This window comes from Streptomyces avermitilis MA-4680 = NBRC 14893 (assembly GCF_000009765.2).
Taxonomy (GTDB): Bacteria; Actinomycetota; Actinomycetes; order Streptomycetales; family Streptomycetaceae; genus Streptomyces; species Streptomyces avermitilis.
This window is the reverse complement of record NC_003155.5, coordinates 3,626,455-3,651,138: the sequence shown is the minus strand read 5'-3', so window position 1 is coordinate 3,651,138 and position 24,684 is coordinate 3,626,455. Positions and strand designations below refer to the sequence as shown.

17 protein-coding genes and 1 pseudogene are annotated in these 24,684 nt (G+C 71.5%); 15 read left to right on the top strand and 3 right to left on the bottom strand.

The features are described from left to right. Positions 1–4: 4 nt before the first annotated feature. The 11 genes from thrC (at position 5) to SAVERM_RS15100 (ending at position 13,227) form a co-directional block, all read left to right on the top strand. The gene (gene thrC / locus SAVERM_RS41630) at positions 5–1,063 is read left to right on the top strand and encodes a threonine synthase (RefSeq protein ID WP_010984349.1); all 1,059 of its coding nucleotides are present in this window, start codon (positions 5–7) and stop codon (positions 1,061–1,063) included. A 337-nt stretch (positions 1,064–1,400) separates the two neighbouring features. After that, complete coding sequence (thrB, locus tag SAVERM_RS15145; RefSeq protein ID WP_010984348.1) at positions 1,401–2,318, top strand: homoserine kinase; 918 nt, start codon at positions 1,401–1,403, stop codon at positions 2,316–2,318. A 419-nt stretch (positions 2,319–2,737) separates the two neighbouring features. Next, complete coding sequence (gene rho, locus SAVERM_RS15140) at positions 2,738–4,804, top strand: transcription termination factor Rho (protein WP_010984347.1); 2,067 nt, start codon at positions 2,738–2,740, stop codon at positions 4,802–4,804. 356 nt (positions 4,805–5,160) lie between these two features. Beyond that, a complete protein-coding gene (locus SAVERM_RS15135; protein ID WP_010984346.1) occupies positions 5,161–6,300 on the top strand; it encodes an LCP family protein in 1,140 nt (379 codons plus the stop codon). A 196-nt stretch (positions 6,301–6,496) separates the two neighbouring features. Then, positions 6,497–6,718 carry a 50S ribosomal protein L31 gene (rpmE, locus tag SAVERM_RS15130; protein ID WP_010984345.1) on the top strand — a complete coding sequence of 74 codons (222 nt, stop codon included), beginning with the start codon at positions 6,497–6,499 and terminating at the stop codon, positions 6,716–6,718. A gap of 174 nt (positions 6,719–6,892) precedes the next feature. After that, complete coding sequence (gene prfA, locus SAVERM_RS15125) at positions 6,893–7,969, top strand: peptide chain release factor 1 (RefSeq protein WP_010984344.1); 1,077 nt, start codon at positions 6,893–6,895, stop codon at positions 7,967–7,969. 88 nt (positions 7,970–8,057) lie between these two features. Continuing rightward, positions 8,058–8,897, top strand: a complete 840-nt coding sequence (gene prmC / locus SAVERM_RS15120) for a peptide chain release factor N(5)-glutamine methyltransferase (protein ID WP_037648928.1) — start codon at positions 8,058–8,060, stop codon at positions 8,895–8,897. A gap of 52 nt (positions 8,898–8,949) precedes the next feature. After that, positions 8,950–9,597, top strand: a complete 648-nt coding sequence (locus SAVERM_RS15115; protein WP_010984342.1) for an L-threonylcarbamoyladenylate synthase — start codon at positions 8,950–8,952, stop codon at positions 9,595–9,597. Further along, positions 9,594–10,259: an arsenate reductase/protein-tyrosine-phosphatase family protein gene (locus SAVERM_RS15110; protein WP_010984341.1), complete on the top strand. Its 666-nt coding sequence runs from the start codon at positions 9,594–9,596 to the stop codon at positions 10,257–10,259. The genes SAVERM_RS15115 and SAVERM_RS15110 overlap by 4 nt, the downstream gene beginning before the upstream one ends. A gap of 144 nt (positions 10,260–10,403) precedes the next feature. Further along, positions 10,404–11,675 (top strand): serine hydroxymethyltransferase, encoded by a 1,272-nt coding sequence (locus SAVERM_RS15105; protein ID WP_010984340.1) that lies wholly within the window; start codon positions 10,404–10,406, stop codon positions 11,673–11,675. Between the two features lie 127 nt (positions 11,676–11,802). Next, a complete protein-coding gene (locus tag SAVERM_RS15100; protein ID WP_010984339.1) occupies positions 11,803–13,227 on the top strand; it encodes an MraY family glycosyltransferase in 1,425 nt (474 codons plus the stop codon). A 107-nt stretch (positions 13,228–13,334) separates the two neighbouring features. Here the strand turns inward: SAVERM_RS15100 and SAVERM_RS45335 are convergent. From SAVERM_RS45335 to SAVERM_RS15085, 3 genes and pseudogenes are all read right to left on the bottom strand, one after another. After that, positions 13,335–14,516 (bottom strand): annotated as a pseudogene (locus SAVERM_RS45335) (methylmalonyl-CoA mutase family protein); the annotation flags it as partial. Then, positions 14,465–15,247: a 4'-phosphopantetheinyl transferase family protein gene (locus SAVERM_RS45940; protein WP_010984337.1), complete on the bottom strand. Its 783-nt coding sequence runs from the start codon at positions 15,245–15,247 to the stop codon at positions 14,465–14,467. The gene SAVERM_RS45940 and the pseudogene SAVERM_RS45335, both read right to left, overlap by 52 nt. Next, positions 15,244–16,209 carry a metallophosphoesterase family protein gene (locus SAVERM_RS15085; protein WP_010984336.1) on the bottom strand — a complete coding sequence of 322 codons (966 nt, stop codon included), beginning with the start codon at positions 16,207–16,209 and terminating at the stop codon, positions 15,244–15,246. Before SAVERM_RS15085 ends, SAVERM_RS45940 begins: the two co-directional genes overlap by 4 nt. A gap of 334 nt (positions 16,210–16,543) precedes the next feature. Between SAVERM_RS15085 and SAVERM_RS15080 the strand changes: the two genes are divergently transcribed. From SAVERM_RS15080 to SAVERM_RS15065, 4 genes are all read left to right on the top strand, one after another. Continuing rightward, a complete protein-coding gene (locus SAVERM_RS15080; protein WP_037648927.1) occupies positions 16,544–17,305 on the top strand; it encodes a thioesterase II family protein in 762 nt (253 codons plus the stop codon). 668 nt (positions 17,306–17,973) lie between these two features. After that, positions 17,974–20,772 (top strand): helix-turn-helix transcriptional regulator, encoded by a 2,799-nt coding sequence (locus tag SAVERM_RS15075; protein WP_159029021.1) that lies wholly within the window; start codon positions 17,974–17,976, stop codon positions 20,770–20,772. A 147-nt stretch (positions 20,773–20,919) separates the two neighbouring features. After that, on the top strand, positions 20,920–23,820 hold the full coding sequence (locus SAVERM_RS15070) for a helix-turn-helix transcriptional regulator (RefSeq protein ID WP_137865244.1): 2,901 nt from the start codon (positions 20,920–20,922) through the stop codon (positions 23,818–23,820). Positions 23,821–24,266: 446 nt separating this feature from the next. After that, positions 24,267–24,605: a cytochrome P450 gene (locus SAVERM_RS15065; protein WP_010984332.1), complete on the top strand. Its 339-nt coding sequence runs from the start codon at positions 24,267–24,269 to the stop codon at positions 24,603–24,605. Positions 24,606–24,684: the final 79 nt, after the last annotated feature.

Below are 24,684 nucleotides of genomic sequence, written 5' to 3'. Positions count from 1 at the left end.
AGCAATGACCCACCAGTGGCGCGGAATCATCGAGGAGTACCGGGACCGGCTGCCCGTCTCCGACAGTACGCCGGTCGTGACGCTCCGTGAGGGCGGGACGCCGCTCGTGCCCGCGCAGGTGCTCTCCGAGCGCACGGGCTGCGAGGTCCACCTCAAGGTGGAGGGCGCCAACCCCACCGGGTCCTTCAAGGACCGCGGCATGACCATGGCCATCACGCGGGCCAAGGAGGAGGGCGCGAAGGCGGTCATCTGCGCCTCCACCGGCAACACGTCGGCCTCCGCCGCCGCGTACGCCGTACGCGCGGGCATGGTCTGCGCCGTGCTCGTCCCGCAGGGCAAGATCGCCCTCGGCAAGATGGGCCAGGCCCTCGTGCACGGCGCGAAGATCCTCCAGGTCGATGGCAACTTCGACGACTGCCTCACCCTCGCGCGCAACCTGTCCGACAACTACCCGGTGGCGCTGGTCAATTCGGTCAACCCGGTGCGTATCGAGGGGCAGAAGACCGCGGCGTTCGAGATCGTCGACATGCTCGGTGACGCGCCCGACATCCACGTCCTCCCGGTCGGCAACGCGGGCAACATCACCGCGTACTGGAAGGGCTATCAGGAGTACGCCGCCGACGGCATCGCCCGCCACAAGCCCCGTATGTGGGGCTTCCAGGCATCCGGCTCCGCCCCGATCGTGCGTGGCGAGGTCGTCAAGGACCCGTCGACCATCGCCACCGCGATCCGTATCGGCAACCCGGCGTCCTGGAAGTTCGCGCTGGCGGCGAAGGACGAATCCGGCGGTTTCATCGACGAGGTGACGGACCGTGAGATTCTGCGCGCCTACCGGCTGTTGGCCGCGCAGGAGGGCGTCTTCGTCGAGCCCGCGTCCGCCGCGTCCGTCGCCGGTCTGCTGAAGGCCGCCGAGCAGGGCAAGGTCGACCCGGGCCAGACCATCGTCTGCACGGTCACCGGCAACGGCCTCAAGGACCCCGACTGGGCCGTCGCGGGCGCTCCGCAGCCGGTCACGGTCCCGGTCGACGCGGCCACGGCGGCCGAGCGGCTCGGGCTCGCGTAAACGGTTCGCCCGGGCGGTTCGAGCGGTTCAGGCGGCTCGAACGGTTCGCCCGGGCGGTAGGGGTGGGCGGTACAGGCAGGGGTTTTGGGGGGTAACCCCCGGTAACCCCATGCTGCACCCCATGAGGGGTGCACGGGGGGCTTACGACACGCATCGTGCGCCTCCCGTGCGCCCTATGTCGCCACAGAACCTTCCTTCGATAGGCTGTACTGAACCCGCCCGCCGCATATGCCGCGGTGCCGCGCCGTCATTGCGGCCTCAGGGTCTCCGTGTACGTATCCAATGTCGTAGCGAATGTCATTCGACAATCCCGCAGCTCAAGGAGAGTCATCGAGCGATGGCCGGTCCAGCGTTCCGTGCCGCCGCCGTCCGGGTGCGCGTCCCCGCCACCAGCGCCAACCTCGGTCCGGGCTTCGACGCCCTGGGCCTGTCGCTGGGTCTGTACGACGACGTGGTCGTCCGGGTGGCCGACTCCGGGCTGCACATCGACATCGCGGGTGAGGGCAGCGAGACGCTCCCGCGCGACGAGAGGCATCTCCTCGCCCGCTCCCTGCGCACCGCCTTCGATCTGCTGGGCGGCCAGCCGCGCGGCCTTGAGATCGTTTGCGCCAACCGCATTCCACACGGCCGTGGCCTCGGCTCCTCGTCGGCCGCCATCTGCGCCGGCATCGTCGCCGCGCGAGCCGTGACCATAGGCGGGGACGGGAAGTTGGACGACACCGCCCTGCTCGAGCTCGCCACCGAGATCGAGGGACACCCCGACAATGTCGCGGCCTGTCTCCTCGGTGGTTTCACGCTCTCCTGGATGGAGGGCGGCGCCGCGCGCGCCATCAGGATGGAGCCTGCCGATTCCATCGTTCCGGTGGTTTTCGTGCCCGGAAAGGCGGTCCTGACCGAGACCGCGCGCGGACTGCTCCCGCGCAGCGTCCCGCATGTCGACGCCGCCGCCAACGCGGGCCGTGCCGCACTGCTCGTCGAGGCCCTGACCAGGCGCCCCGAGCTGCTGCTGCCCGCCACGGAGGACCGGCTGCACCAGGAGTACCGCGCCCCGGCCATGCCGGAGAGCATGGCGCTGGTGGAGCGGCTGCGGGCCGACGGCATCCCCGCGGTGATCTCCGGGGCCGGACCCACGGTCCTGGCGCTGGCCGACGAGGCGTCGGCCGACAAGGTCGCCCGTCTGGCGGGCGAGGGCTGGGCCGCCAACCGGCTGAGCCTCGACGCCCGGGGAGCGAGCGTGCTGCCGCTTGCCGCCTAGAGACCTGCCGAACTGCATACGGTTGCCGGGTTTGGAGAGGGGGAATGTTTGTTGGATCCGGTAGTGTTAACCTCAAGTCTGCACCCGACCCCGCCATGGCGAGGTGCTTCGTGTCCCCGTCCGGGACAACCATTCTTCCGGGAGCCTCCCAAGCCGCATTGTGTTCCGTACGTCATCGCGTACGTCGTACGCGGACGCTGAGCGGTTTGTCGAGCACGCTCCGGAATCGGCGTGACCCAGCCGCGTGACACCGACACTCCAGTGCCACGGCCCGGGAAAGCGCCATCACCAGAAATTCTCTTCCGCCACTTTGGCGGTCCACCGCCCCGGCACGGTCCACACAGACAGGACCAAAGCCGGACAGCACAACCGGTCGCCGAGCCAGACAGGCCGACGTCCGCTCCAGGGAAGGACCCTTCGTGAGCGACACCACCGATCTGATGGGCGCACGTGTCGAGGAGACCGCTGCCGCGCCCGCCACGGACGCCTCCGCGCCTGCCACCGGTGCCGGCTCCCGGCGGCGCCGCGGTACCGGCCTCGAGGGCATGGTGCTGGCCGAGCTGCAGCAGGTCGCATCCGGCCTCGGCATCAGGGGCACCGCGCGGATGCGCAAGAGCCAGCTGATCGAGGTCATCAAGGAGGCGCAGGCGGGCGGCGGCGCCCCGGCCAAGGCGGCAGCGTCCGCCGCGGACGCCACCGAGACCAAGCCCAAGCGCCGTGCCACCTCCAAGGCTCGTACGGGCGACGACGCCGCCCCCGCCGAGAAGGCGGAGCGGGCCGCGAAGCCCGCCGCCGAGAAGGCCGTGGCGCAGCAGCAGATCGAGATCCCCGGCCAGCCCGCCAGCGAGGACGCCCCGGCCGAGCGCCGCCGGCGCCGTGCCACCGCCGAGGCCGGCAGCCCCGAGACGGTCGCCGCCGAGGCGAAGAGCGAGCCGAAGGCCGAGACGCCCGCCGGCGAGGCCAAGGGCGACGCCGCCGACGGCGGCGAGGGCCGTCAGGGCCGCCGCGACCGCCGTGACCGTGGCGACCGCGGAGACCGTGGAGAGCGGGGCGACCGTGGAGACCGTGGAGAGCGGGGCGACCGCGGGGACCGCGGCCGGGACCGCGACCGCCGTGGCAACAAGGGCGACGAGCAGCAGGGCCAGGGCGGCCAGCAGCGCGGCGGCGGCCAGCAGCAGGCCACCGGCCGCCAGGACCGCCAGGACCGTCAGCGTGACAACGGCCCGCAGGACGACGACGACTTCGAGGGTGGCCGCCGCGGTCGCCGCGGTCGTTACCGGGACCGCCGTGGCCGCCGTGGCCGCGACGAGTTCGGCGCCAACGAGCCGCAGGTCGCCGACGACGACGTCCTGATCCCCGTCGCGGGCATCCTGGACATCCTCGACAACTACGCGTTCATCCGGACGTCCGGCTACCTGCCGGGTCCGAACGACGTGTACGTCTCCCTCGCCCAGGTCCGCAAGAACGGCCTGCGCAAGGGCGACCACGTCACCGGCGCGGTCCGTCAGCCCAAGGACGGCGAGCGGCGCGAGAAGTTCAACGCGCTCGTCCGCCTCGACTCGGTCAACGGCATGGCGCCCGAATCCGGGCGCGGGCGACCGGAGTTCAACAAGCTGACGCCCCTTTACCCGCAGGACCGGCTCCGCCTGGAGACCGACCCGGGCGTGCTGACGACCCGCATCATCGACCTCGTCGCGCCGATCGGTAAGGGCCAGCGCGGTCTGATCGTGGCCCCGCCGAAGACCGGCAAGACCATGATCATGCAGGCGATCGCCAACGCGATCACGACCAACAACCCCGAGTGCCACCTGATGGTCGTCCTGGTCGACGAGCGTCCGGAAGAGGTCACCGACATGCAGCGGTCGGTGAAGGGCGAGGTCATCTCCTCGACCTTCGACCGCCCGGCCGAGGACCACACCACGGTCGCCGAGCTCGCCATCGAGCGCGCCAAGCGGCTGGTGGAGCTGGGCCACGACGTGGTCGTCCTGCTCGACTCGATCACGCGTCTGGGCCGTGCGTACAACCTCGCCGCGCCCGCCTCCGGCCGCATCCTGTCCGGTGGTGTCGACTCGACCGCGCTGTACCCGCCGAAGCGCTTCTTCGGTGCCGCGCGCAACATCGAGGACGGCGGCTCGCTGACCATCCTGGCCACCGCGCTCGTCGACACCGGCTCGCGCATGGACGAGGTGATCTTCGAGGAGTTCAAGGGCACCGGCAACGCGGAGCTCAAGCTCGACCGGAAGCTCGCCGACAAGCGCATCTTCCCGGCGGTGGACGTCGATGCGTCCGGCACCCGTAAGGAAGAGATCCTGCTCGGCAGCGACGAGCTCGCCATCACCTGGAAGCTGCGTCGCGTGCTGCACGCGCTCGACCAGCAGCAGGCGATCGAGCTGCTGCTCGACAAGATGAAGCAGACGAAGTCGAACGCCGAGTTCCTGCTCCAGATTCAGAAGACGACGCCGATGCCGGGCAACGGCAACGACTGACGCGTCTGCTTCAGAGGGGCCGCCCCCGACACCGACCGACCGGTGCCGGGGGCGGCCCTTTTCCGTTGCACGTGCGTACGTCCCGCGGAGACCTTTGCCACAGGCGGCCCGTCCGCCGGGGCCTTCGCACCGCTCCGCAAACTCCCGCGAAACCGCAGGTGAGCCCCGTATCGCCGACTCGCACAGTCACTGGGCGTCACTAAATCCGCACACACTGGACACACTGCGTTGTGCAACCCTTTCCCGAGTTTCCCCGTCTGACCGTACGGAGTGACCACGAAGCGGTACGCGTCACGACAGACCGGGCCTGGCCCTGAAAGCAGGGGATAACCGACCGACACAGGACTGAGGAGCACATGTCTGCCGAGAGCACGCCGGAACCCGGCATACCGGGGAGCACCGGCACCGAGGGCCCGCGCCGCCGCGCCAAGGGGCGCCGCAGAAAGCCCCCCGGCACGCGCCGCAAGGCCCTGCTCATCACGGCCTGGGCGGCCGCGGGCGTCGTCGTCCTCGGGGGGACCGGCGCCGGCTACCTCTACTTCAAGCTCAACGGCAACATCAAGAGCGTCGACATCAACCAGGCCCTCGGCACCGACCGGCCGCTGAAGGTCGACGACGGCTCCGAGAACATCCTGGTCCTCGGCTCGGACACGCGCTCCGGCAGCAACAAGAAGCTGGGCGGCGGCACCGACGACGGCAGCGCCCGCTCGGACACCGCGATGATCGTGCACATCTACCGGGGTCACAAGAAGGCCAGCGTGGTCTCCATCCCGCGCGACACCCTCGTCGAGCGCCCCCGGTGCACCGGCCGCAAGGGCACCGTGTACCCGGGCTCGTCGAGCGCGATGTTCAACTCCGCGTACTCCACCGGCGGCGCCGCCTGCGCGGTGAAGACCGTCGAGTCGATGACCGGCATCCGCATGGACCACTACCTCGAGGTCGACTTCTCCGGCTTCCAGGACCTCATCGACGACCTCGGTGGCGTCCGGGTGACCACCACCAAGGACATCGCCGACAAGGACAGCCACCTCGACCTGAAGGCCGGCACTCACACGCTCGACGGCCGGCAGGCGCTCGGCCTGGTCCGCACCCGGCACGGCGTCGGCGACGGCTCCGACCTCGGCCGCATCCAGCTCCAGCAGGCGTTCATCAAGGCCCTGGTCAACCAGGTCAAGCACATCGGCGTCCTGACCAGCCCGACGAAGCTGTACGACCTCGCCGACACCGCGACCAAGACCGTCACCACCGATTCCGAACTGGCCTCCGTCAAGGACCTCGCGTCTTTCGCCGGCGGACTCAAGGGCATCAGCTCGTCCCACATGAACATGGTGACGATGCCGGTCCACTACGACGCGGCGAACGCCAACCGCGTCCTCGTCGATAAGGCCAAGGCCCAGCTGATCTGGAAGGCACTCAAGGACGACCGGGCCATCCCGAAGGCGGCCACCCACGGCACGGCCACCGGCTCCGCCAAGGGTGTCGTGACGTCCGGCTGACCGGTCGCACGAAAACCCTTGGGAGGCCGCACGAAACCCTTGGGAACAGGCCACGAAAAGCCCTCGGGAATAGATCGTCCCCCACCCCGGTTTTGGGGGATGCGCCCAGTCCTGGCAGACTGGTACGTCGGCTCCGGTTCACGCCCCCCGCATCCCGCGGCGGCGACCCGGCGCCCTCCCGAAACTAGGAGACACCTTGAAGCGCGACATCCACCCCGAGTACGTCGAGACGCAGGTCAGCTGCACCTGTGGCGCGTCGTTCACCACCCGTAGCACGATCTCCAGCGGCACCGTCCGCGCCGAGGTCTGCTCCGAGTGCCACCCGTTCTACACGGGCAAGCAGAAGATCCTCGACACCGGTGGCCGTGTGGCCCGCTTCGAGGCCCGCTTCGGCAAGGCTGCCGCTGCCAAGAAGTAGCGAGCCCACAGCGCCGGTCTCCGGTGCCTCCGTACCGGGGGCATCGGGACCGGCGCTTTGCGGTGCAGCCACCCTCCCCCAGGTTCTCGACTTCGCTCGAGCGGGGGGAACCCCCATGCCGTACCTACGTCCCACGCCCGTACCGGAGCGGGGGACAGCCCATTGGAGCCGGAGATGTTCGAGGCGGTCGAGGAACTCATCGGCGAGCACGCCGACCTGGAGAAGAAGCTCGCTGACCCGTCGGTGCACGCCGACCAGGCCAACGCGCGCAAGCTCAACAAGCGCTACGCCGAGCTGACCCCGATCGTCGCGACGTACCGCTCCTGGAAGCAGACCGGGGACGACATCGAGACGGCGAAGGAGTTCGTCGCCGACGACCCCGACTTCGCCGCCGAGGTCAAGGACCTGGAGAAGCAGCGCGAGGAGCTCACCGAGAAGCTCCGGCTGCTGCTGGTCCCGCGTGACCCCAGCGACGACAAGGACGTCATCCTCGAGATCAAGGCGGGCGCGGGCGGCGACGAGTCGGCCCTCTTCGCCGGCGATCTGCTGCGCATGTACCTGCGCTACGCCGAGCGCGTCGGCTGGAAGACCGAGATCATCGACTCCACCGAGTCCGAGCTCGGCGGCTACAAGGACGTCCAGGTCGCCGTGAAGACCAAGGGCGGCCAGGGTGCCACCGAGCCCGGCCAGGGCGTGTGGGCGCGGATGAAGTACGAGGGCGGTGTGCACCGCGTGCAGCGGGTGCCGTCGACCGAGTCGCAGGGCCGTATCCACACCTCCGCCGCCGGTGTGCTGGTCACGCCCGAGGCCGAGGAGGTCGACGTCGAGATCCACGCGAACGACCTGCGGATCGACGTCTACCGCTCGTCGGGCCCCGGCGGCCAGTCCGTCAACACCACCGACTCCGCGGTGCGCATCACGCACCTGCCCACCGGTGTGGTCGCCTCCTGCCAGAACGAGAAGAGCCAGTTGCAGAACAAGGAGCAGGCGATGCGTATCCTGCGCTCCAGGCTCCTCGCGGCGGCCCAGGAGGAAGCGGAGCGGGAGGCCGCGGACGCCCGCCGCAGCCAGGTCCGCACCGTCGACCGCTCCGAGAAGATCCGTACGTACAACTTCCCGGAGAATCGCATCTCGGACCACCGCGTCGGCTTCAAGGCGTACAACTTGGACCAGGTGCTCGACGGGGACCTCGACGCGATGATCCAGGCCTGCGTCGACGCGGACTCGGCCGCGAAGCTCGCCGCCGCGTAACAGCGGTACCCAGCACACGACAACAGCTCAGCCCCGGAGGACCAGCGTGCAGCAACATTTTGGGGGTCGACCCCCAAACCCCCGCAGCGTGCTGCTCGCGGAAGTGGCCCAGGCCACCCAGCGGCTGGCCGACGCCGGCGTGCCCTCTCCGCGCAATGACGCGGAGGAGCTCGCCGCCTTCGTGCACGGCGTCAAGCGGGGCCAGCTGCACCTCGTCAAGGACGCGGACTTCGACGCCCGCTACTGGGAGATGATCGCGCGCCGCGAGGCCCGCGAGCCGCTCCAGCACATCACCGGGCTGGCCTACTTCCGCTACCTCGAACTCCAGGTGGGGCCGGGGGTGTTCGTCCCACGCCCGGAGACCGAATCCGTCGTCGGCTGGGCCATAGACGCCGTACGCGCCATGGATGTCGTCGAGCCGCTGATCGTCGACCTGTGTACGGGCTCCGGCGCCATCGCGCTCGCCCTCGCGCAGGAGGTGCCGCGCTCCCGCGTGCACGCCGTGGAGCTGTCCGAGGACGCCCTCCGGTGGACCCGCAAGAACGTCGAGGGGTCCAGGGTCGACCTGCGCCAGGGAGACGCCCTGGAGGCCTTCCCCGACCTCGACGGCCAGGTCGACCTCGTCATCTCCAACCCGCCGTACATCCCGCTCACCGAATGGGAGTACGTCGCCCCCGAGGCGCGGGACCACGATCCCGAACTCGCCCTGTTCTCCGGAGAGGACGGGCTCGACCTCATCCGCGGCATCGAGCGCACCGCGCACCGACTGCTGCGGCCCGGCGGCGTCGTCGTCATCGAGCACGCCGACACGCAGGGCGGCCAGGTGCCGTGGATCTTCACCGAGGAGCGGGGCTGGGCCGACGCGGCCGACCACCCGGACCTCAACAACCGGCCGCGCTTCGCGACGGCCCGCAGGGCGATGCCGTGAGCACGCCCGACGTTTCTTCAAGCCGGCAGTACGTGTACGAGGAGGCCCGCTAATGGCTCGGCGATACGACACCAACGACGCGACCGACCGCGCGACCGGTCTGCGCGAGGCCGCGTCCGCCGTCCGCCGTGGCGAGCTCGTGGTGCTCCCGACGGACACGGTGTACGGCGTGGGCGCCGACGCGTTCTCGTCGGAGGCCGTCGCCGACCTCCTCCAGTCCAAGGGCCGGGGCCGCAACATGCCCACCCCCGTCCTCATCGGCTCCCCGAACACGCTGCACGGGCTCGTCACGGACTTCTCCGAGATGGCCTGGGAGCTGGTCGACGCCTTCTGGCCGGGCGCGCTCACGCTCGTCGCCAAGCACCAGCCGTCCCTCCAGTGGGATCTGGGGGACACCCGTGGCACGGTTGCCGTGCGCATGCCGCTGCACCCCGTCGCGCTCGAACTGCTGTCGGAGGTCGGCCCGATGGCGGTCTCCTCCGCGAACCTCACGGGCCACCCCGCGCCGGAGGACTGTGACGCCGCGCAGGAGATGCTCGGCGACTCCATCTCCGTCTACCTCGACGGCGGCCCGACCCCCGGCATCGTTCCCTCCTCGATCGTCGACGTGAGCGGCAAGATTCCGCTGCTGCTGCGCGAGGGGGCCCTGTCGGCGGAGGAGCTGCGCAAGGTCGTACCCGACCTCGAGGTGGCGAATTGACAGCCCCTGACGCGGGGCGTGGCATAGGCACGGGAATCACAGGGGCCGATGGGTTCTCTGGGGGTTCCTTCCGCATCCTCCACGTCAGCACCGGCAACGTGTGCCGCTCGCCGATCACCGAGCGGCTGACCCGTCATGCCCTGGCGGACCGGCTCGGGGACCCCCTGTGGGGCGGGCTGATCGTGGAGAGCGCGGGGACCTGGGGCCACGAGGGCGCGCCCATGGAGGCCAACGCGGAGGCGGTCCTCGCGGACTTCGGCGCGGACGCCTCCGGCTTCGTGGGCCGCGAACTCCTCGACGACCACGTCATCAGGGCCGACCTGGTCCTGACGGCGACCCGCGACCACCGCGCCCAGGTCATCTCCATGGGCCACTCGGCGGGCCTGCGCACCTTCACCCTGAAGGAGTTCACCCGCCTGGTCCGGGCGATCGATCCGGCGACGCTGCCTCCGCTGGAGGACGGTGTGGTGGAGCGCGCGCGGGCGTTGGTGCGGGCCGCGGCGGCGTTGCGGGGGTGGTTGCTGGCGCCGACGGCGGAGGCGGACGAGGTGTATGACCCGTACGGTGCGCCGTTGCCGTTTTTCCGGTCGGTGGGGGACGAGATACATCAGGCGCTGGATCCGGTGGTGACGGCGCTGACGGGGGTGCCCGCGCGGATGTGACGGGAGCGTGCGCGGGGGCGGCCCGGTTCTTTCGGGTGCGCCCGCGTCCGTCGGGTGCGCCCGTGCGGGTGAGACACCGGGCGTACCCCACACCCCGGGCCTACATTGGACGTAGCTCACCCCCGCTCAGGCCCGGAGCCCACCATGTCGGTCACGCATGTACCGGAAGCCGTACGGCCCGCCGTCGCCGGGGCCGACTTCGAGGCCCTTCGTCGGCAGGATCCCGAGCTGGCCGAGATCCTCATCGGGGAGCTCGACCGGCAGTCGACCACGTTGCAGCTGATCGCCGCCGAGAACTTCACCTCGCCGGCCGTGCTCGCCGCCCTCGGCTCACCGCTCGCCAACAAGTACGCCGAGGGGTACCCCGGTGCCCGGTACCACGGCGGCTGCGAGTTCGTCGATGTCGCCGAGCGCCTGGCCGTCGACCGGGCGACGGCCCTGTTCGGCGCCGCGCACGCCAATGTGCAGTCGCACTCCGGCTCGTCCGCGGTGCTCGCCGCGTACGCCGCGCTGCTGCGGCCCGGGGACACCGTCCTCGCGATGGGCCTGCCGTTCGGCGGCCATCTCACGCACGGCTCGCCCGCCAACTTCTCCGGCCGCTGGTTCGACTTCGTCGGCTACGGGGTGGACGCCGAGACCGGGCTCATCGACTACGAGCAGGTGCGCACCCTCGCACGGTCGCACCGCCCGAAGGCCATCGTCTGCGGATCCATCTCCTATCCCCGGCACATCGACTACGCGGCGTTCCGCGAGATCGCCGATGAGGTGGGCGCCCATCTCATCGCCGACGCCGCCCACCCCATCGGGCTCGTCGCCGGGGGAGCGGCGCCCAATCCGGTGCCGTACGCCGATGTCGTCTGCGCCACCACCCACAAGGTGCTGCGCGGCCCCCGCGGCGGCATGATCCTCTGCGGCGGTGAACTGGCCGAGCGCATCGACCGGGCCGTCTTCCCGTTCACGCAGGGCGGCGCGCAGATGCACACCATCGCCGCCAAGGCCGTCGCGTTCGGCGAGGCGGCGACCCCGGCTTTCGCCGCGTACGCCCGTCAGGTGGTCGCCAACGCGCGCGTGCTCGCCGAGAGGCTGGCCGCCGAGGGGCTCGCGATCACCACCGGCGGCACGGACACCCACCTGCTGACCGTCGATCCCGCGCCGCTCGGCGTGGAGGGCCGCACCGCCCGCGGCCGGTTGGCCGCCGCGGGCATGGTCCTCGACACCTGTGCCCTTCCTCACGGCGACGCCCGCGGTCTGCGCCTCGGCACGGCCGCGCTGACCACCCAGGGGATGGGCGAGACCGAGATGGCCCGCGTCGCCAAGCTGTTCGCGGGCGTGCTGCGGGACGAGACCGACAGCAAGACGGCACGTGAAGAAGTGCGGGAGCTGGCTGGTGGATTTCCGCCGTATCCCGGCCGGTGAACGGTGGACGGGACCTGGTACACAGCCACTCGTGCAACCATCGTCGCTACCCGGAAGTCCTCAACCATATGCACGCGAAGCTAGGGTGTGGGGCTGAGGATGGCCAGCGAGACCTGTGGGGAAGCCTGTGCGTGAATACCTGCTGACGCTCTGCATCACGGCCGCGGTGACGTATCTGCTGACAGGGCCGGTACGGAAGTTCGCGATCGTGGCCGGAGCCATGCCGGAAATCCGGGCGCGCGACGTGCACCGGGAACCCACGCCCCGGCTCGGCGGGATCGCGATGTTCTTCGGTCTGTGCGCCGGTCTGCTGGTCGCCGACCACCTGGAGAACCTCAACGAGGTCTTCGCCGACTCGAACGAGCCCCGGGCGCTGCTCTCCGGAGCGGCGCTGATCTGGCTGATCGGCGTCCTGGACGACAAGTTCGAGATCGACGCCCTGATCAAGCTGGGCGGCCAGATGATCGCCGCCGGCGTCATGGTCATGCAGGGTCTGACGATCCTGTGGCTGCCCATCCCGGGCTTCGGGCTGTTCGCCCTGACCCAGTGGCAGGGCACCCTGCTGACGGTGGCGCTCGTCGTGATCACCATCAACGCCGTGAACTTCGTCGACGGGCTCGACGGCCTCGCCGCCGGCATGGTGTGCATCGCGTCCGCCGCGTTCTTCATGTACGCCTACCGGATCTGGTACGGCTACGGACTGGAGGCCGCCGCCCCGGCGACCCTCTTCGCGGCGATCCTGATGGGCATGTGCCTCGGTTTCCTGCCGCACAACATGCATCCCGCGCGGATCTTCATGGGTGACTCGGGCTCGATGCTGATCGGGCTCGTGCTCGCCGCGGGCGCCATCTCGATCACCGGGCAGATCGACCCCGACGCGATGAACCTGTTCTCCGGTTCCGAGCGCAACACGGTCCACCAGACCGTCCCCGTCTACATCCCGCTGCTGCTGCCGCTGACGATCATCGCGGTGCCGGCCGCCGACCTGGTGTCGGCGATCGTGCGGCGCACCTGGCGCGGTCAGTCGCCGTTCGCGGCGGACCGCGGGCATCTGCACCACCGGCTGCTGGAAATCGGCCACTCGCACAGCCGCGCGGTGCTGATCATGTACTTCTGGTCGGCGCTGATCGCCTTCGGGGCGCTCGCCTACTCCGTCAACTCGGCGTCCATGTGGATCGTGCTGGGCATCGCCGCGCTCAGCGCCCTCGGGCTCGGTCTGCTCCTGCTGCCGCGGTTCACGCCGCGCGCCCCGCGCTGGGCCGAGCACGTCGTGCCGCCGCGCTACCGGCGCCGGAGGGCGGCGAGGACGGGCTCCGCGCCGGCCCTCGACGGCCTTCAGGCTTCCGTCGACGGCGATCACGGCGACCGTGCGGCGACGGCGCCTGCCGCTGCCGCCGAGGCGCGCGAGCCGAGCGCCCTCGGGCTGCACGGCAGCACCGCGCTGTCCGAGCTGTCGTCGAGCCCACGGACCCACGAGCGCGAGCGGGCGCACGAGCGGACCCACGAGCGCGAGCGGGCGCACGGCCTGTCGGGCGGTACGGGACGTAAGTGAGGGGCGGCCCGAGAGGGGCGTGCGGCTCCTGCGGGGCGTGCGGCCTCTGCGGAGGCGGGCTTGCGGACTCCGAGGGGCGTGCGGCCCTTGAGGAGCCCGCGTCGGAGTCAGGTGGCGCTGGGGCCCGTCCCCCACGTCGAGCGCAGGGCGTCGCAGACCTCGCCCACCGTGGCCCTGGCCGCCAGCGCCTCCCGCATGGGGTAGAGAACGTTGTCGTCGCCCTGTGCGGCCTTCCGCAGCCGTAGCAGGGCCTCGTCGACGGCGGGCTGGACGCGCCACGCGCGCAGCTTGGCCAGCCGCTCCGTCTGCCGGGCCTGGAGGTCGAGGGAGTCCTGGTGCGGCGGGTGCGGCCGGGGCGTGGCGGGCCGGTCGCCGTGGGGCCGGCCGAGCAGTTGGCCGGCCAGGCCGTGTTCGAGGACCGTGAGCGTCCCGCCGAGCCGTTCGATCCGGTCCACCAGAGCGGTCGCCCCGGCCTCGATGTCCTCCGTGCACGCCAGGGTGGCCAAGCCGTCCCGGGGGGTCCGGACGTACAGGCGCGGTGCGGTCCGGCCCGAACCGAAGCGCTCGTTCGCCGTCCTGGTCCACACCCGGCGCGTCGCCCGTAGCTTGGCCCGGTTCTCGCGGCCGGTGGTGCCGCCGACGAGGCAGAGCGTCAGGCGCGGTGCGACGGTCCGCACGTCCAGGCCCGCCGTCACGGCCGCGCGCAGGTACTCGATGCCGCCGGCGACGGTGAAGGCGACCTCCAGCGCCGGGTCCGCGCCGGTCCCGGCCAGATGGTGGCCGCACACGGACAGGCACTGCCAGCGCGGCAGCTCGGCCTGGCAGTAGGCGAACACGTTCATGGCAAGACGGAGGGACGGCCGCAGCGGGAAGACGCCGGGCCCGCGGGCGAGGAACTCCTTGAAGACGTCGCCCCGGACCGCCCCCGCCAGCCGCTGGGCCGGTGCCCCGTGCTCCTCGGCGACCAGCTGGTAGAGGACGAGGAGGGGGGCCGCCGGGGCGTCGACGGCCAGCGACGGGACGACCCGGTCCAGGCGGAGCCCGCCGAAGAGCACCCGCATGTCGTCGATCGAGTCGACGGCCACCCCGCGCCGGCCGACCAGTCCGCGCGCCGCCGGCGCGTCGGAGTCGAGTCCGGCGCGCGTCGGCAGGTCGAAGACGACCGGTACGGCCCGGGTGCCGCTGCCGACCAGCTGCCGGAACCGTGCGTTGGCGTCCGCGGCGGTGCTGTAGCCGGTCATGCGGTGGGGCGGTCGGTGGCGCGGTCGGTGGGCCGGCCGCCGGGCCGGTCGGCGGAACGGCCGGTGGGCGCGGAGTGCTTCGTACGGTCGTACGGCGACGGGGCGTGCGGTGTGTCCCGGCCGGGGCCGTCCACCACGACCGCCGTGACGATGATCCCGTGCCGGACGAGCCAGCGGCCGTGAAGGTCCCGCAGCTCCGGCTCGGCCGCGCGCAGGGCGGTGGGGAGCACCCGTACGCGGAAGGTGCTGCTGACGGGGTCGAGGTCGATCAGGGCCTCCTCGAAGCCCAGGGGCCGCCCGGTCGCCGGGAACCACGCCTTGTAGACGCTCTCCTTCGCGCTGAACAGCAGCTTTCCCCAGACGACACCGGGGTGCCGGGCCGTGTGCTCCTTGACCTGGAACTGCTCCGCGGGCAGCGCGACGGCCTCCAGGACTCCCTCCGGAAGCGGCCGGTCGGGCTCCGCGTCGATGCCGACGGCCCTGATGCCGGGGGCGCGGGCGACGGCGGCGGCGCGGTACCCGGCGCAGTGGGTGATCGCTCCGCACACACCGGCGGGCCAGCGGGGTGCGCCCCTCGGGGTGGCGAGCAGCGGGCCGGGCGGGACGCCGAGCGAGGCCAGTGCCCGGCGTGCGCAGTGCCGGCCGGTCGCGAACTCCCGGCGGCGGCTCTCCACGGCGTCCTGGACGAGGGCGGCCTCCCGGGGGTGCAGCGAGGAGACCGGGACGTCGGCGAAGACCTCGTGCGCCCGCACGCGCGGCGGCAGCAGCTGCTCGATCATGGCCGTCGGTCCGCGGGTGACGCGGTCCGGTGGCCCGGCGGTGCCGGTACGGGTACGGGCACGGGTGCCGGTGCCGGTGCCGGTGCCGGTGTCAGGATCTGGACCGGCCAGTCCGGGCGCCGGCCGTACCGCTGCCACTCCCGCGGGTAGCCGAGGGACACCTCGTGGTGCGGTACGTCGTCGCAGCGGATCGTCCGGGGAATGTGCAGATGCCCGTGGACGACCGCGGCCGCCCGGTACCGGAGGTGCCAGTCCGCCGTCGCCGTGGTGCCGCACCACAGGGCGAACTCGGGGTGCCGGAGGACGCGGGTGGGCTCCCGGACCAGCGGGAAGTGGTTGACCAGGACGGTGGGCAGGTCGTCCGGCAGGGCGTCGAGCCTGGCCCGGGTGGCCCTCACCCTGGCCCGGCACCAGGCCTCACGGCTCGGGTAGGGGTCCGGGTGGAGCAGGAACTCGTCGGTGCAGATCACGCCGGCGTCGTCGGCCAGGCGCAGCGCGTGGCTCTTCGACCAGGCTCCCGGGGGCAGGAAGCTGTAGTCGTAGAGGAGGAAGAGCGGTGCGACGGCCACGGGACCGCCCGCGCCGTGCCAGACGGGGTAGGGGTCCTCTGGGGTGACGACTCCCAGGGCGCGGCAGAGGTCCACCAGGTGCCGGTACTTGCGCTCGCCGCGCAGTTCGTCGGGGTCGCCGGGCGCGGTCCACAGCTCGTGGTTGCCGGGCGCCCAGATCACCTTGGCGAACCGGTCCCGGAGCAGGGAGAGCGCCCAGGTGATGTCGGCCACGCTCTCGGCCACGTCTCCGGCGACGATGAGCCAGTCCTCGGCACAGCCCGGGTGCAGGTCCTGGACGATGTCCCGGTTCTGTCGGTGGCGTACGTGGATGTCGCTGACGGCCAGGAGCCGGCCGCCGTGGGAGGGGCCGCCGAGAGCGGCGGTGGAGCCGTCGTGCCTGTCCTGGCTCACCGGTGCCCCCTATGTCCCTGACCGGACCTGCGTACCCCGCACCGGACCTGTGCCGGATGCGGGCCGCCGGGTCGCGGCGGCCGTACCCCTCACAGCCTGATCCACCGCTGCGCCCGGTGGAACCCCTAATTCGCCCCCCGACTCCGGGCCTTGCTGTCCGTTCCCCGAGGAATGAGGGGATTCTGGCCATGTTGTTCATGGATAAAAGGCGGTAGGGGGGATGCGCGTTCGATTAGGGGTTGTGGGGGGACCCAGGGGCCGCGAAGCATGGTGCTGCGAGACAGCACGGCCGACGGGTCACAGCCCATGGGCCACCTGTAGCACGAAAGGTTCTATGGTGAGTGCCAACCGCGTTGACGGGAACCTGTGGGTCCGCCAGTTCCACCCGGCGCCGACCGCGGCCACAAAGCTCGTCTGCCTCCCACACGCTGGTGGATCCGCCTCGTACTTCCTGCCCGTTTCGAAGGCGCTGGCTCCCGGCGTCGACGTACTCGCCATCCAGTACCCGGGGCGGCAGGACCGGCGCCACGAGAAGTGCATCGACAACATCGCCGAGCTGGCCGACGCCGTGACGGCCGTACTGGAGCCCCTGGCCGACCGGCCGCTGGTGCTGTTCGGCCACAGCATGGGGGCCACCCTCGCGTTCGAGGTGGCCCTGCGGCTGGAGCGGAAGGGCATCGTGCCCCTCGCGCTGTTCGCCTCGGGCCGGCGGGCTCCTTCGCGCCACCGTGACGAGAGCGTGCATCTGCGCGGCGACGACGAGATCATCGCCGAGCTGAAGACGCTGAGCGGGACGCGGTCCGAGGTGCTCGGGGACGAGGAGATCCTGCGCATGGTGCTGCCCGCCATCCGCAGCGACTACAAGGCGGCCGAGACCTATCGGTACGCCGGCGGGGCGCGGCTCACGGCGCCGATCCACGCGCATTTCGGGGTGGAGGATCCGCGGGTCAGCCTCGATGAGGCGCAGGCCTGGGCGGACCACACGACCGGTCACTTCGAGCTCCGGAGCCATCCGGGCGGCCACTTCTACCTCAATGACCAGGCTCCACGCGTCATCGAGGAGATCGCCCGGGTCAGTTCGTCCGTCGCTTCGTAGCACTCGCCGGGTGCGGCTCGGGCCGCACCACGGTCTCCGCGCAGGGCCCGGTCCGGGCCCAGGTGGTCCCCGTTCAGTGTCGAGCGGCGGGCGGTGTGCCGCCGGTGCGAGCCGGCCCGGCACGAGTTGCTCCTGAATCGGGGAACGGTACATCCGGGAGTCCGGCGTCACGCCCCCGCGAGGACGCGGTGGCGCGCCCCGTCACGTCGGGCCCATGCCCGGGCGCCTTTTCGGGATTCCACACGACCGGCCGGCCGAGCGCGCATTCGGTGCGCTTCCTGTATTCCGTGCCTTTTTGTTTCCTTTCCTTTCGGGCGGGATTCCGGGCTCATTGCGGAACGGTGGCGCATCGGTCGAAGGCTGTGACATTTCTCGGTGAACCCTGTGGGCCCCGCACCCGTCCGCACCCTCCCGACCTGCACAGGTGTGGGCTCCGGCCTGCGCGGTTGCGGTGTTGGCCGATTTTTGACCGTTGAGTGGCTGAATTTTTTCACACATTGACAGTAGTTGCTCACTGATGTTTGACTCGTTCAGGTTTTGAGTGTTTGGAGGGTGAAAGCGGGGGAGTGGCAAATGGTATTTCCGGAGCCTTTCGGTGCCTCCCGTCTCCTGCTGCACGCTGCAACTTCTGGTTTTAGGTCGGATCGATGCGGGGTGTTTCGCGATTCATGGTGCTGATTGGGCGAGGTCAAGAAATAGATCGACTGCGCGCGGCCTATTCTTCAGTTCGTTCCACCGGTAGATCACGGGCCGTACTCGTCGAGTCGGCGGCCGGGTGCGGCAAGAGCGAGATCCTGGAGGATCTCGTACGGCATGTGGAATCGCTCGGCCTGATCGCTCTGCGCGCCACGGCGATCGCCGAGGAACGAAACACCCCGCTGAGTGTGCTCCGGAGTCTGGTCAACGGGGCTCCTTTCCCGGACGACCTCGTGCGGCGCTTTCACACGATGAGCGACGCGGCGGCCCGGATGATTTCCACGGAGGGCCGGGACAAGGCACGCCGCGACGCCGCCTGGTACGAACTGATGCGGACCTTCTGTACCGAGGTCCGCGCCCTCGCCCAGCGGGCGCCCCTGGTGGTGGCCGTCGACGACATCCACCACGGGGACGCCGACTCCCTTCGCCAGCTGCTCCATCTGGCCCGGCACTGCCGCAACGTGCCGGTGCTGCTGACGTTCACGCAGTCGCTCGCCGGCGGTCCGGCGGACCGGACCTTCGGCGCGGAACTGCTGAGGCAGCCGAACCTCGAACACATACGGCTGCCGAGGTTCTGTCGTCAGGACATCGCCGACATGCTGGCCGAGCAGGGACGCGCGGACGCCGGTCAGGGCACGGTGGAGCGCTACTTCGCGGTCAGCGGCGGCAATCCGCTGCTGCTGCGAGCCCTCCTGGAGGACGCCCGCCTCGAGCCCGACGACACCGTCGACGCCCAGGACGTGGGGCCCCGGGCCGGGCAGGCGTACGGCCGCGCGGTCCTCGCCTGTCTGGACCGCGGCGGAGAGAAGGCACACGAGGTCGCCGCCGGACTCGCCGTGCTGGGCGGGGCGTTCACCCATGAACTGCTCTCCCGCTTACTCGACATCTCCGCCGCGGCGCTCACCGAGAACCTGCGCGCGCTGCGGGCCGCCGGCATCGTGGTCGGCACGTCCTTCCAGCACCCGGCGGCCAAGGCCGCGGTCCTGGACTCCCTGGAGCCGTCGCACCGCCTCCGGCTGCACCAGCGGTCCGCGGCGTTGCTGCACGCCTCCGGCGCACCGGCGGCCCTGGCGGCCGAACACCTCCACGAGGCCGGACAGGCCGACGGCGCCTGGGCGGTGGGCGTGCTCCAGCAGGCCGCCGAACAGGCCCTGCTGGCGGACGAGGCACGGCGGGCCGTGTCGTACCTCGAACTCGCCCACGCCGCGAGCGCGGACCCGCGGGGCCGTACCGAGATCAAGATCAGGCTCGGCTCCGTCACGCGCCGGGTCAGCGCGGCCGACGCCGAACGCCATGTGGACGACGCGCTGCGGGGGTTCGGGGCCGGCCTGCTCACCCCGTCGGACACGGGCGGCCTCGCCGCGCTGCTGCTGGCCCACGGACGGCTGGAACAGGCGCGCTCGGTGCTGGAGCAGGGACGGCGGCCGGGCGACGGCGACGCCGACCGCACAGCCGCGCGGCGACAGCTCGCCGAGATCCGCGACAGCGTGCTGAACCGGGGCGCGTGGTGCGCGGGCACCCGGGCCGCCTGGCACGAGAACCCCGCCGGGCGGCCGTCGACGGGCCGGGCGGGCACCGGCCTGCGCGCCTGGCTCAGTGGGTCGCACGCCGCGCTGCTGGCCCAGCGCATCGCGGGCACCGAGGGCCTGCTGGAGATCACACACCTGACCGACGCCACGTTCGACCTGGTACTCAACGCGGTCTGGACGCTGCTCGCGCTCGGCGCCGTCGAGCGGGCCCTGCACTGGTGCGACACGTTCCTGCGAGAGGCGAAGCGGCGCGACGCGCCGGGCTGGGAGGCGGTCTTCGCGGCCGTACGCGCCGAGGGGGCCCTGCGCGGCGGCAATCTGGCCGAGGCGGAGCGGGACGCCCGCCGCTGTTTCGCGGTCCTGCCGGAACGGCACCGGTCGGCCCTGGAGGGCAGCGCGGTCTCGTACCTGGTGACGGTCCAGATCGCGCGGGGCAAGTACGAGGACGCGGCACGGCAGTTGAGCCGGCCCATGGCGGACTCGCTGCCCGACACCATCCACTGGCTCGACTATCTGCGGGCCCGCGGGCTCTACTACATGGCCACCCGGCAGTACCACTCGGCGCTGCGTGACTTCCACGAGGTGGGCCGCCTCGCCGAGCGGTGGGGCACGGACTGGCCCGCCCTGCTGCCCTGGCGCACGGACACGGCCGAGGCGCTGCTGCGCCTCGGGGAGCGGGAGCAGGGGCTGCGGCTGGCCACCGAGCAGCTGGCCATGGTGCAGGACGGCGCCCCGCGCATCAAGGGCATCTCACTGCGCCTCCAGGGGCTCGCGTCGGAGCCCGCCGCCCGGCTCGGGCTGCTCAACCGGGCCGTCGTGGAGCTGAGCCGCGCGGACGACCGGCTGGAGCTCTCGCGCACCCTGTTCGACCTGGCCGACGCCCACCGGGAGACCCGGCAGACCCGGCAGGCGGCGATGGTCCTGCGCCGGGCGCGGCAACTGGCGAAGAGCTGCGGGGCGCAGCCGCCCCGGGACCGGATCGGTTCGCCCGACGCCGCGGGGGCGTCGGGGGAACTCTTCGGCGAGGGACCCGAACGGAACGCCGACTGGGGACATCTCAGCGAGTCCGAACGCCGGGTCGCCGGCCTGGCCGCCAGCGGATATACGAACCGTGAGATCTCGGTAAGACTCTACATAACCATGAGTACGGTGGAGCAACACCTTACCCGAGTTTACCGAAAGCTAAAGATAAACGGACGTGAGGAATTGCTGGCCGAAGCCCGCGCGGGTGTGCAGGTCTGAAACCGCCGGGGGTGAGGTTAGGGGGGTGGGAAAACCTAGGGGTTGGTCCCCGGGGTGGCGCCGGATAGTGTCGAAACGGCTGAAACAGCATTACTGGAGCGGTTGAGAAAAGCAATCCCAGATTCTGTGCCAACGCGGGGAGAACGAGTGGAACTGGCGGATTCCGGCGACCTTTTGGAAATATTCGAGCGTACCGAGGAAATGGCGCGGCTCGCGCATGTGCTGGCGAGTGCCGGACAGGGCGAAGGCGGTGTGGTCCTCGTCAACGCGGGGCCGGGAGTCGGCAGAACGGCACTGCTCGACGCGTTCCTGCGGAAGGCCACCGAATCCGGCGCCCGGGTGTGCGCCGCCGCGGGCTCGTCCGCCGAGACCGAGGCCGAGTTCGGCGTCGTCGGCCAGCTTTTCCCGCCGACCGGTCCGCTGGGCGCCGGATTCCGATTGGCCCGGGCGATCGGGAGCCGCGACGCCGGTCCCGGGCTCGACGCGGACCGGCTCTTCGACGCGCTGTGCCAGGAGCTCCGGCGCCGGCCGACGGTGATCGCCGTCGACGACGCGCAGCTCGCCGACGCGGCCTCGCTGCGGTTCCTGCGGTACCTCGTACGACGGCTGCGGACGGCCCCGGTCATGATGGTGCTCACCGAACCCACCGGGCCCGACGCGCTGCCGCCGTCCTTCCAGGCCGAACTCCTGCGCCATCCGCAGTGCCGCCGCCTCGGACTGCTGCCCCTGTCCCGGGACGGTGTCACCCAGGTGGTCTCGGCCCAGGTGGGCAGCGACCGGGTACCGCGCCTCGCGGCGGACTTCCACGCCATCAGCGGGGGCAACCCGCTCCTCGTCCACGCGCTGCTGGCGGACCACCGGGCAGCGCACCGGCTCTCACCTGTCCCCTCTGTCCCTACTGTCCCCTCTGTTTCCTCTGCCTCGTCAGCTGCGTCTGCCTCGTCCGCTGCGTCCGCTGCGTCCGCCGTGTCCGCCGCGCCCGCCGCCAGTGCCGCCTTCGCCAAGGCGGCCCTCGCCTGGGCCTACCGCGACGAGCCCGTGCTCTTCGACGTCGCCTGCGGCTTCGCCGTACTCGGCGAGTCGGCGACCCCCGCCCGGGTGGCCTGTCTGGTCGACCGGGGGGCCGACGCCGTCGACCAGGTCATGACGGCGCTGGACACGGCGGGCCTGCTGGCGGGCGGCACCTTCCGCAGCGCCCTCGTCGGCAAGGCCCTGCTGGAGCACGTGGACGTGGAGACCAGGGCGGAACTGCGCCGCCGCGCCGCCCGGCTGCTCCATGGCGACGGAGCGCCGGCGACCGTCGTCGCGCGGCATCTCCTCGCCGCCCCGGTCGCCGAGCCCTGGGCGGGCCGCACCCTGCTCGCCGCCGCGGAGAAGGCCATGCAGGAAGGGCGGGAGGAACTCAGCCTCGACTGCCTGCGACTGGCCGGACAGAGCGCGACGACCGAACAGGAACGCGCCGCCGTCGTCATGGCCCGGGTGAAGATCGGCTGGGAGATCGACCCCCGGCTGGTGAGCCCGTGGCTCGACGAACTCGTCGCCGCGCTCAGGCGGGGCGACCTCAGGAGCGGGGACGCCGCCTGGATCGTCAAGCACCTCGCCTGGCAGGACCGTTTCCCTGAGGCCGTGGAGAGCCTCTCGACGCTGGCCGCGGCCGGCGATGCCGGCGAACCCGGCGTGGAGGCCGAACTCCACTTCGTACGGCACTGGTTGCGCCACTCCTGTCCGCCGTTGGAGGCGAGCGTCCCGGGCCCCTCGAACCCCACGAGGCCGCGCACGCCCCGCCTGCGCCGGGTGAGCCCGGCCTCCTACGCCGGCGAGGTGCTCGGCAAGGTCCTCACCGAGGGCCCCGACGACCACACCGTCGCCATGGCGGAGGAGATCCTGCGGGGCTGCCGGTACAGCGAGACGGTCGTCGAGGCCCTGGAGGCGGCGCTCCTGGCCCTGGTCTACGCGGGGCGTCCGGACCGCGCGGCGTTCTGGTGCGACGGGCTGCTCCAGCAGGCCGGAACCCGCTCGACGGGCACGTCGGTGGCGATCCTCTCCGGCATCCGGGCGGAGATCGCGCTCAGGCAGGGCGCGCTGCCCGCCGTGGAACAGTACGCGCGCAGCGCCCTCTCGGCCATCTCGCTGCCCGGCTGGGGGGTGGCCGTCGGCTCCCCGCTGGCCGCACTGGTGCACTCCACCACGGCGTCGGGGATGAGCGGGGTGGCCGGGGCCTGGCTCAACCAGGCCGTCCCCGACGGTATGTTCCGCACCCGCCACGGACTCCTCTACACCCACGCCCGGGGCCACTACCACCTCGCCGTCGACCGCCCGGCCGCCGCCCTCGACGACTTCCTGACCTGTGGCGGGCTCGCGAAGGAGTGGGGCATGGACGTGCCCACGTTCCTTCCGTGGCGGACCTCCGCGGCGCAGGCGCAGCTCGCCCTCGGCAACCCCGGTCAGGCGCGGGCGCTGGTGCGGGAGCAGCTCGGGCGGCCGGGCGGCAGTACGGCGAGGGCCCGCGGAGTGGCCCTGCGCCTGCTCGCCGCCACGGGCGAACCCGGCCGGCGTCCCGCGTTGCTGCGCGAGTCGGTCAACCTGCTGGAGAGCTGCGGCGACCAGGTGGAACTCCTCCGTGCCCTGGCCGATCGCTGCCAGGCGTTGGACCACGTCGGTGCGCCCGCGAAGGCACGGATGACGGCCCGGCACGCCAGGAACGTCGCCGACGCCTGCGGCGGGGATGCGCTGTTCCGCAAGCTCTTCCGGGACGAGGTGCCCGACCGCGAGGGCGACCCCGACGGGCTGACGGGCGAGGAGCAGGGCTCCGCGAGCCTGACGGCGGCGGAGCGGCGGGTCACCGCCCTGGCCGCGCTCGGCCACTCCAACCGCGAGATCGGGCGCAAGCTGTTCATCACCAAGAGCACCGTCGAGCAGCACCTCACCCGCGTCTACCGGAAGCTCGGGGTGCGCAACCGGGCCGACCTGGGCGATCTGCTCGCCGGGACGAACCTCGGCGCCGGGACACCGGCCATGGCCATGGCGTCCTCGGCCGTCGCGGGCTGAGGACGCTGTCGCGGGCTGAGGACGCCCTGTGTGGCGGCGGTCGCCCTGTGGGGCGGTGGTGACCCGTGTGGCGGCTGTGAGGGGTTGTTTAGTGGTTGAGGCTAGGGGCGGCGCGCTCGGATATTCGGTGGGAACTGCGGCCCTTCCGTAGCACCGAATGCGCGTCGTGCATTTCGCGTCGTGCATTCCTGAATTCCGTCGGCCGAATCGGCGCCGACCTCCCCGGTGTTCACCGGTGTTTCGCCGGTGTTCGCCGGTGTCCCCGGTGTACATGAACCGGCTCACGGCCGAGAAGCAGCGGGAACCGGACGAGGGGCTCATCAGCCACCTGTTGACCAGCGTGAACTGCCCGCCGACGAAGTCGCGGGCGCCGGCCTGCTGTTGCTGCTCGCCGGGCACGAGCTCACCATCGTGCGGAACGGCGGGGGCGGGTCGCCCTGGAGGACGTGGAGGTCGGCGGGCAGACGATCAGGGCGGGGGAGGGCGTGCTGTGCACGCTGTCCACCGCCAACCGCGACGAGGGGGCGTTCACCGACCCCGATGAGCTGGACCTGCGGCGCGACGCCCGCAGCCACCTGAGCTTCGGGTTCGGGATCCATCAGTGCATCGGCCAGTCGCTGGCCCGCGCCGAACCGCAGATCGCCCTGGAGACACTGCTGCGCAGGCTCCCGGGGCTGCGACTGGCGGCCTCCTTCGAGGAGTTGCGGTTCCGGGACGGGGTCGGGTTCTACGGGGTCAAGGAGCTGCCGGACCCCTGTCCCGCACTGCCGCCGGACCGGCCCTAAGGGGTCGGGTAGTGGTTGAGGCTAGGGGCGGTGGACTCGGATATTCGAAATGAACTGCGGCCATCGCGCCGCTTGAGCG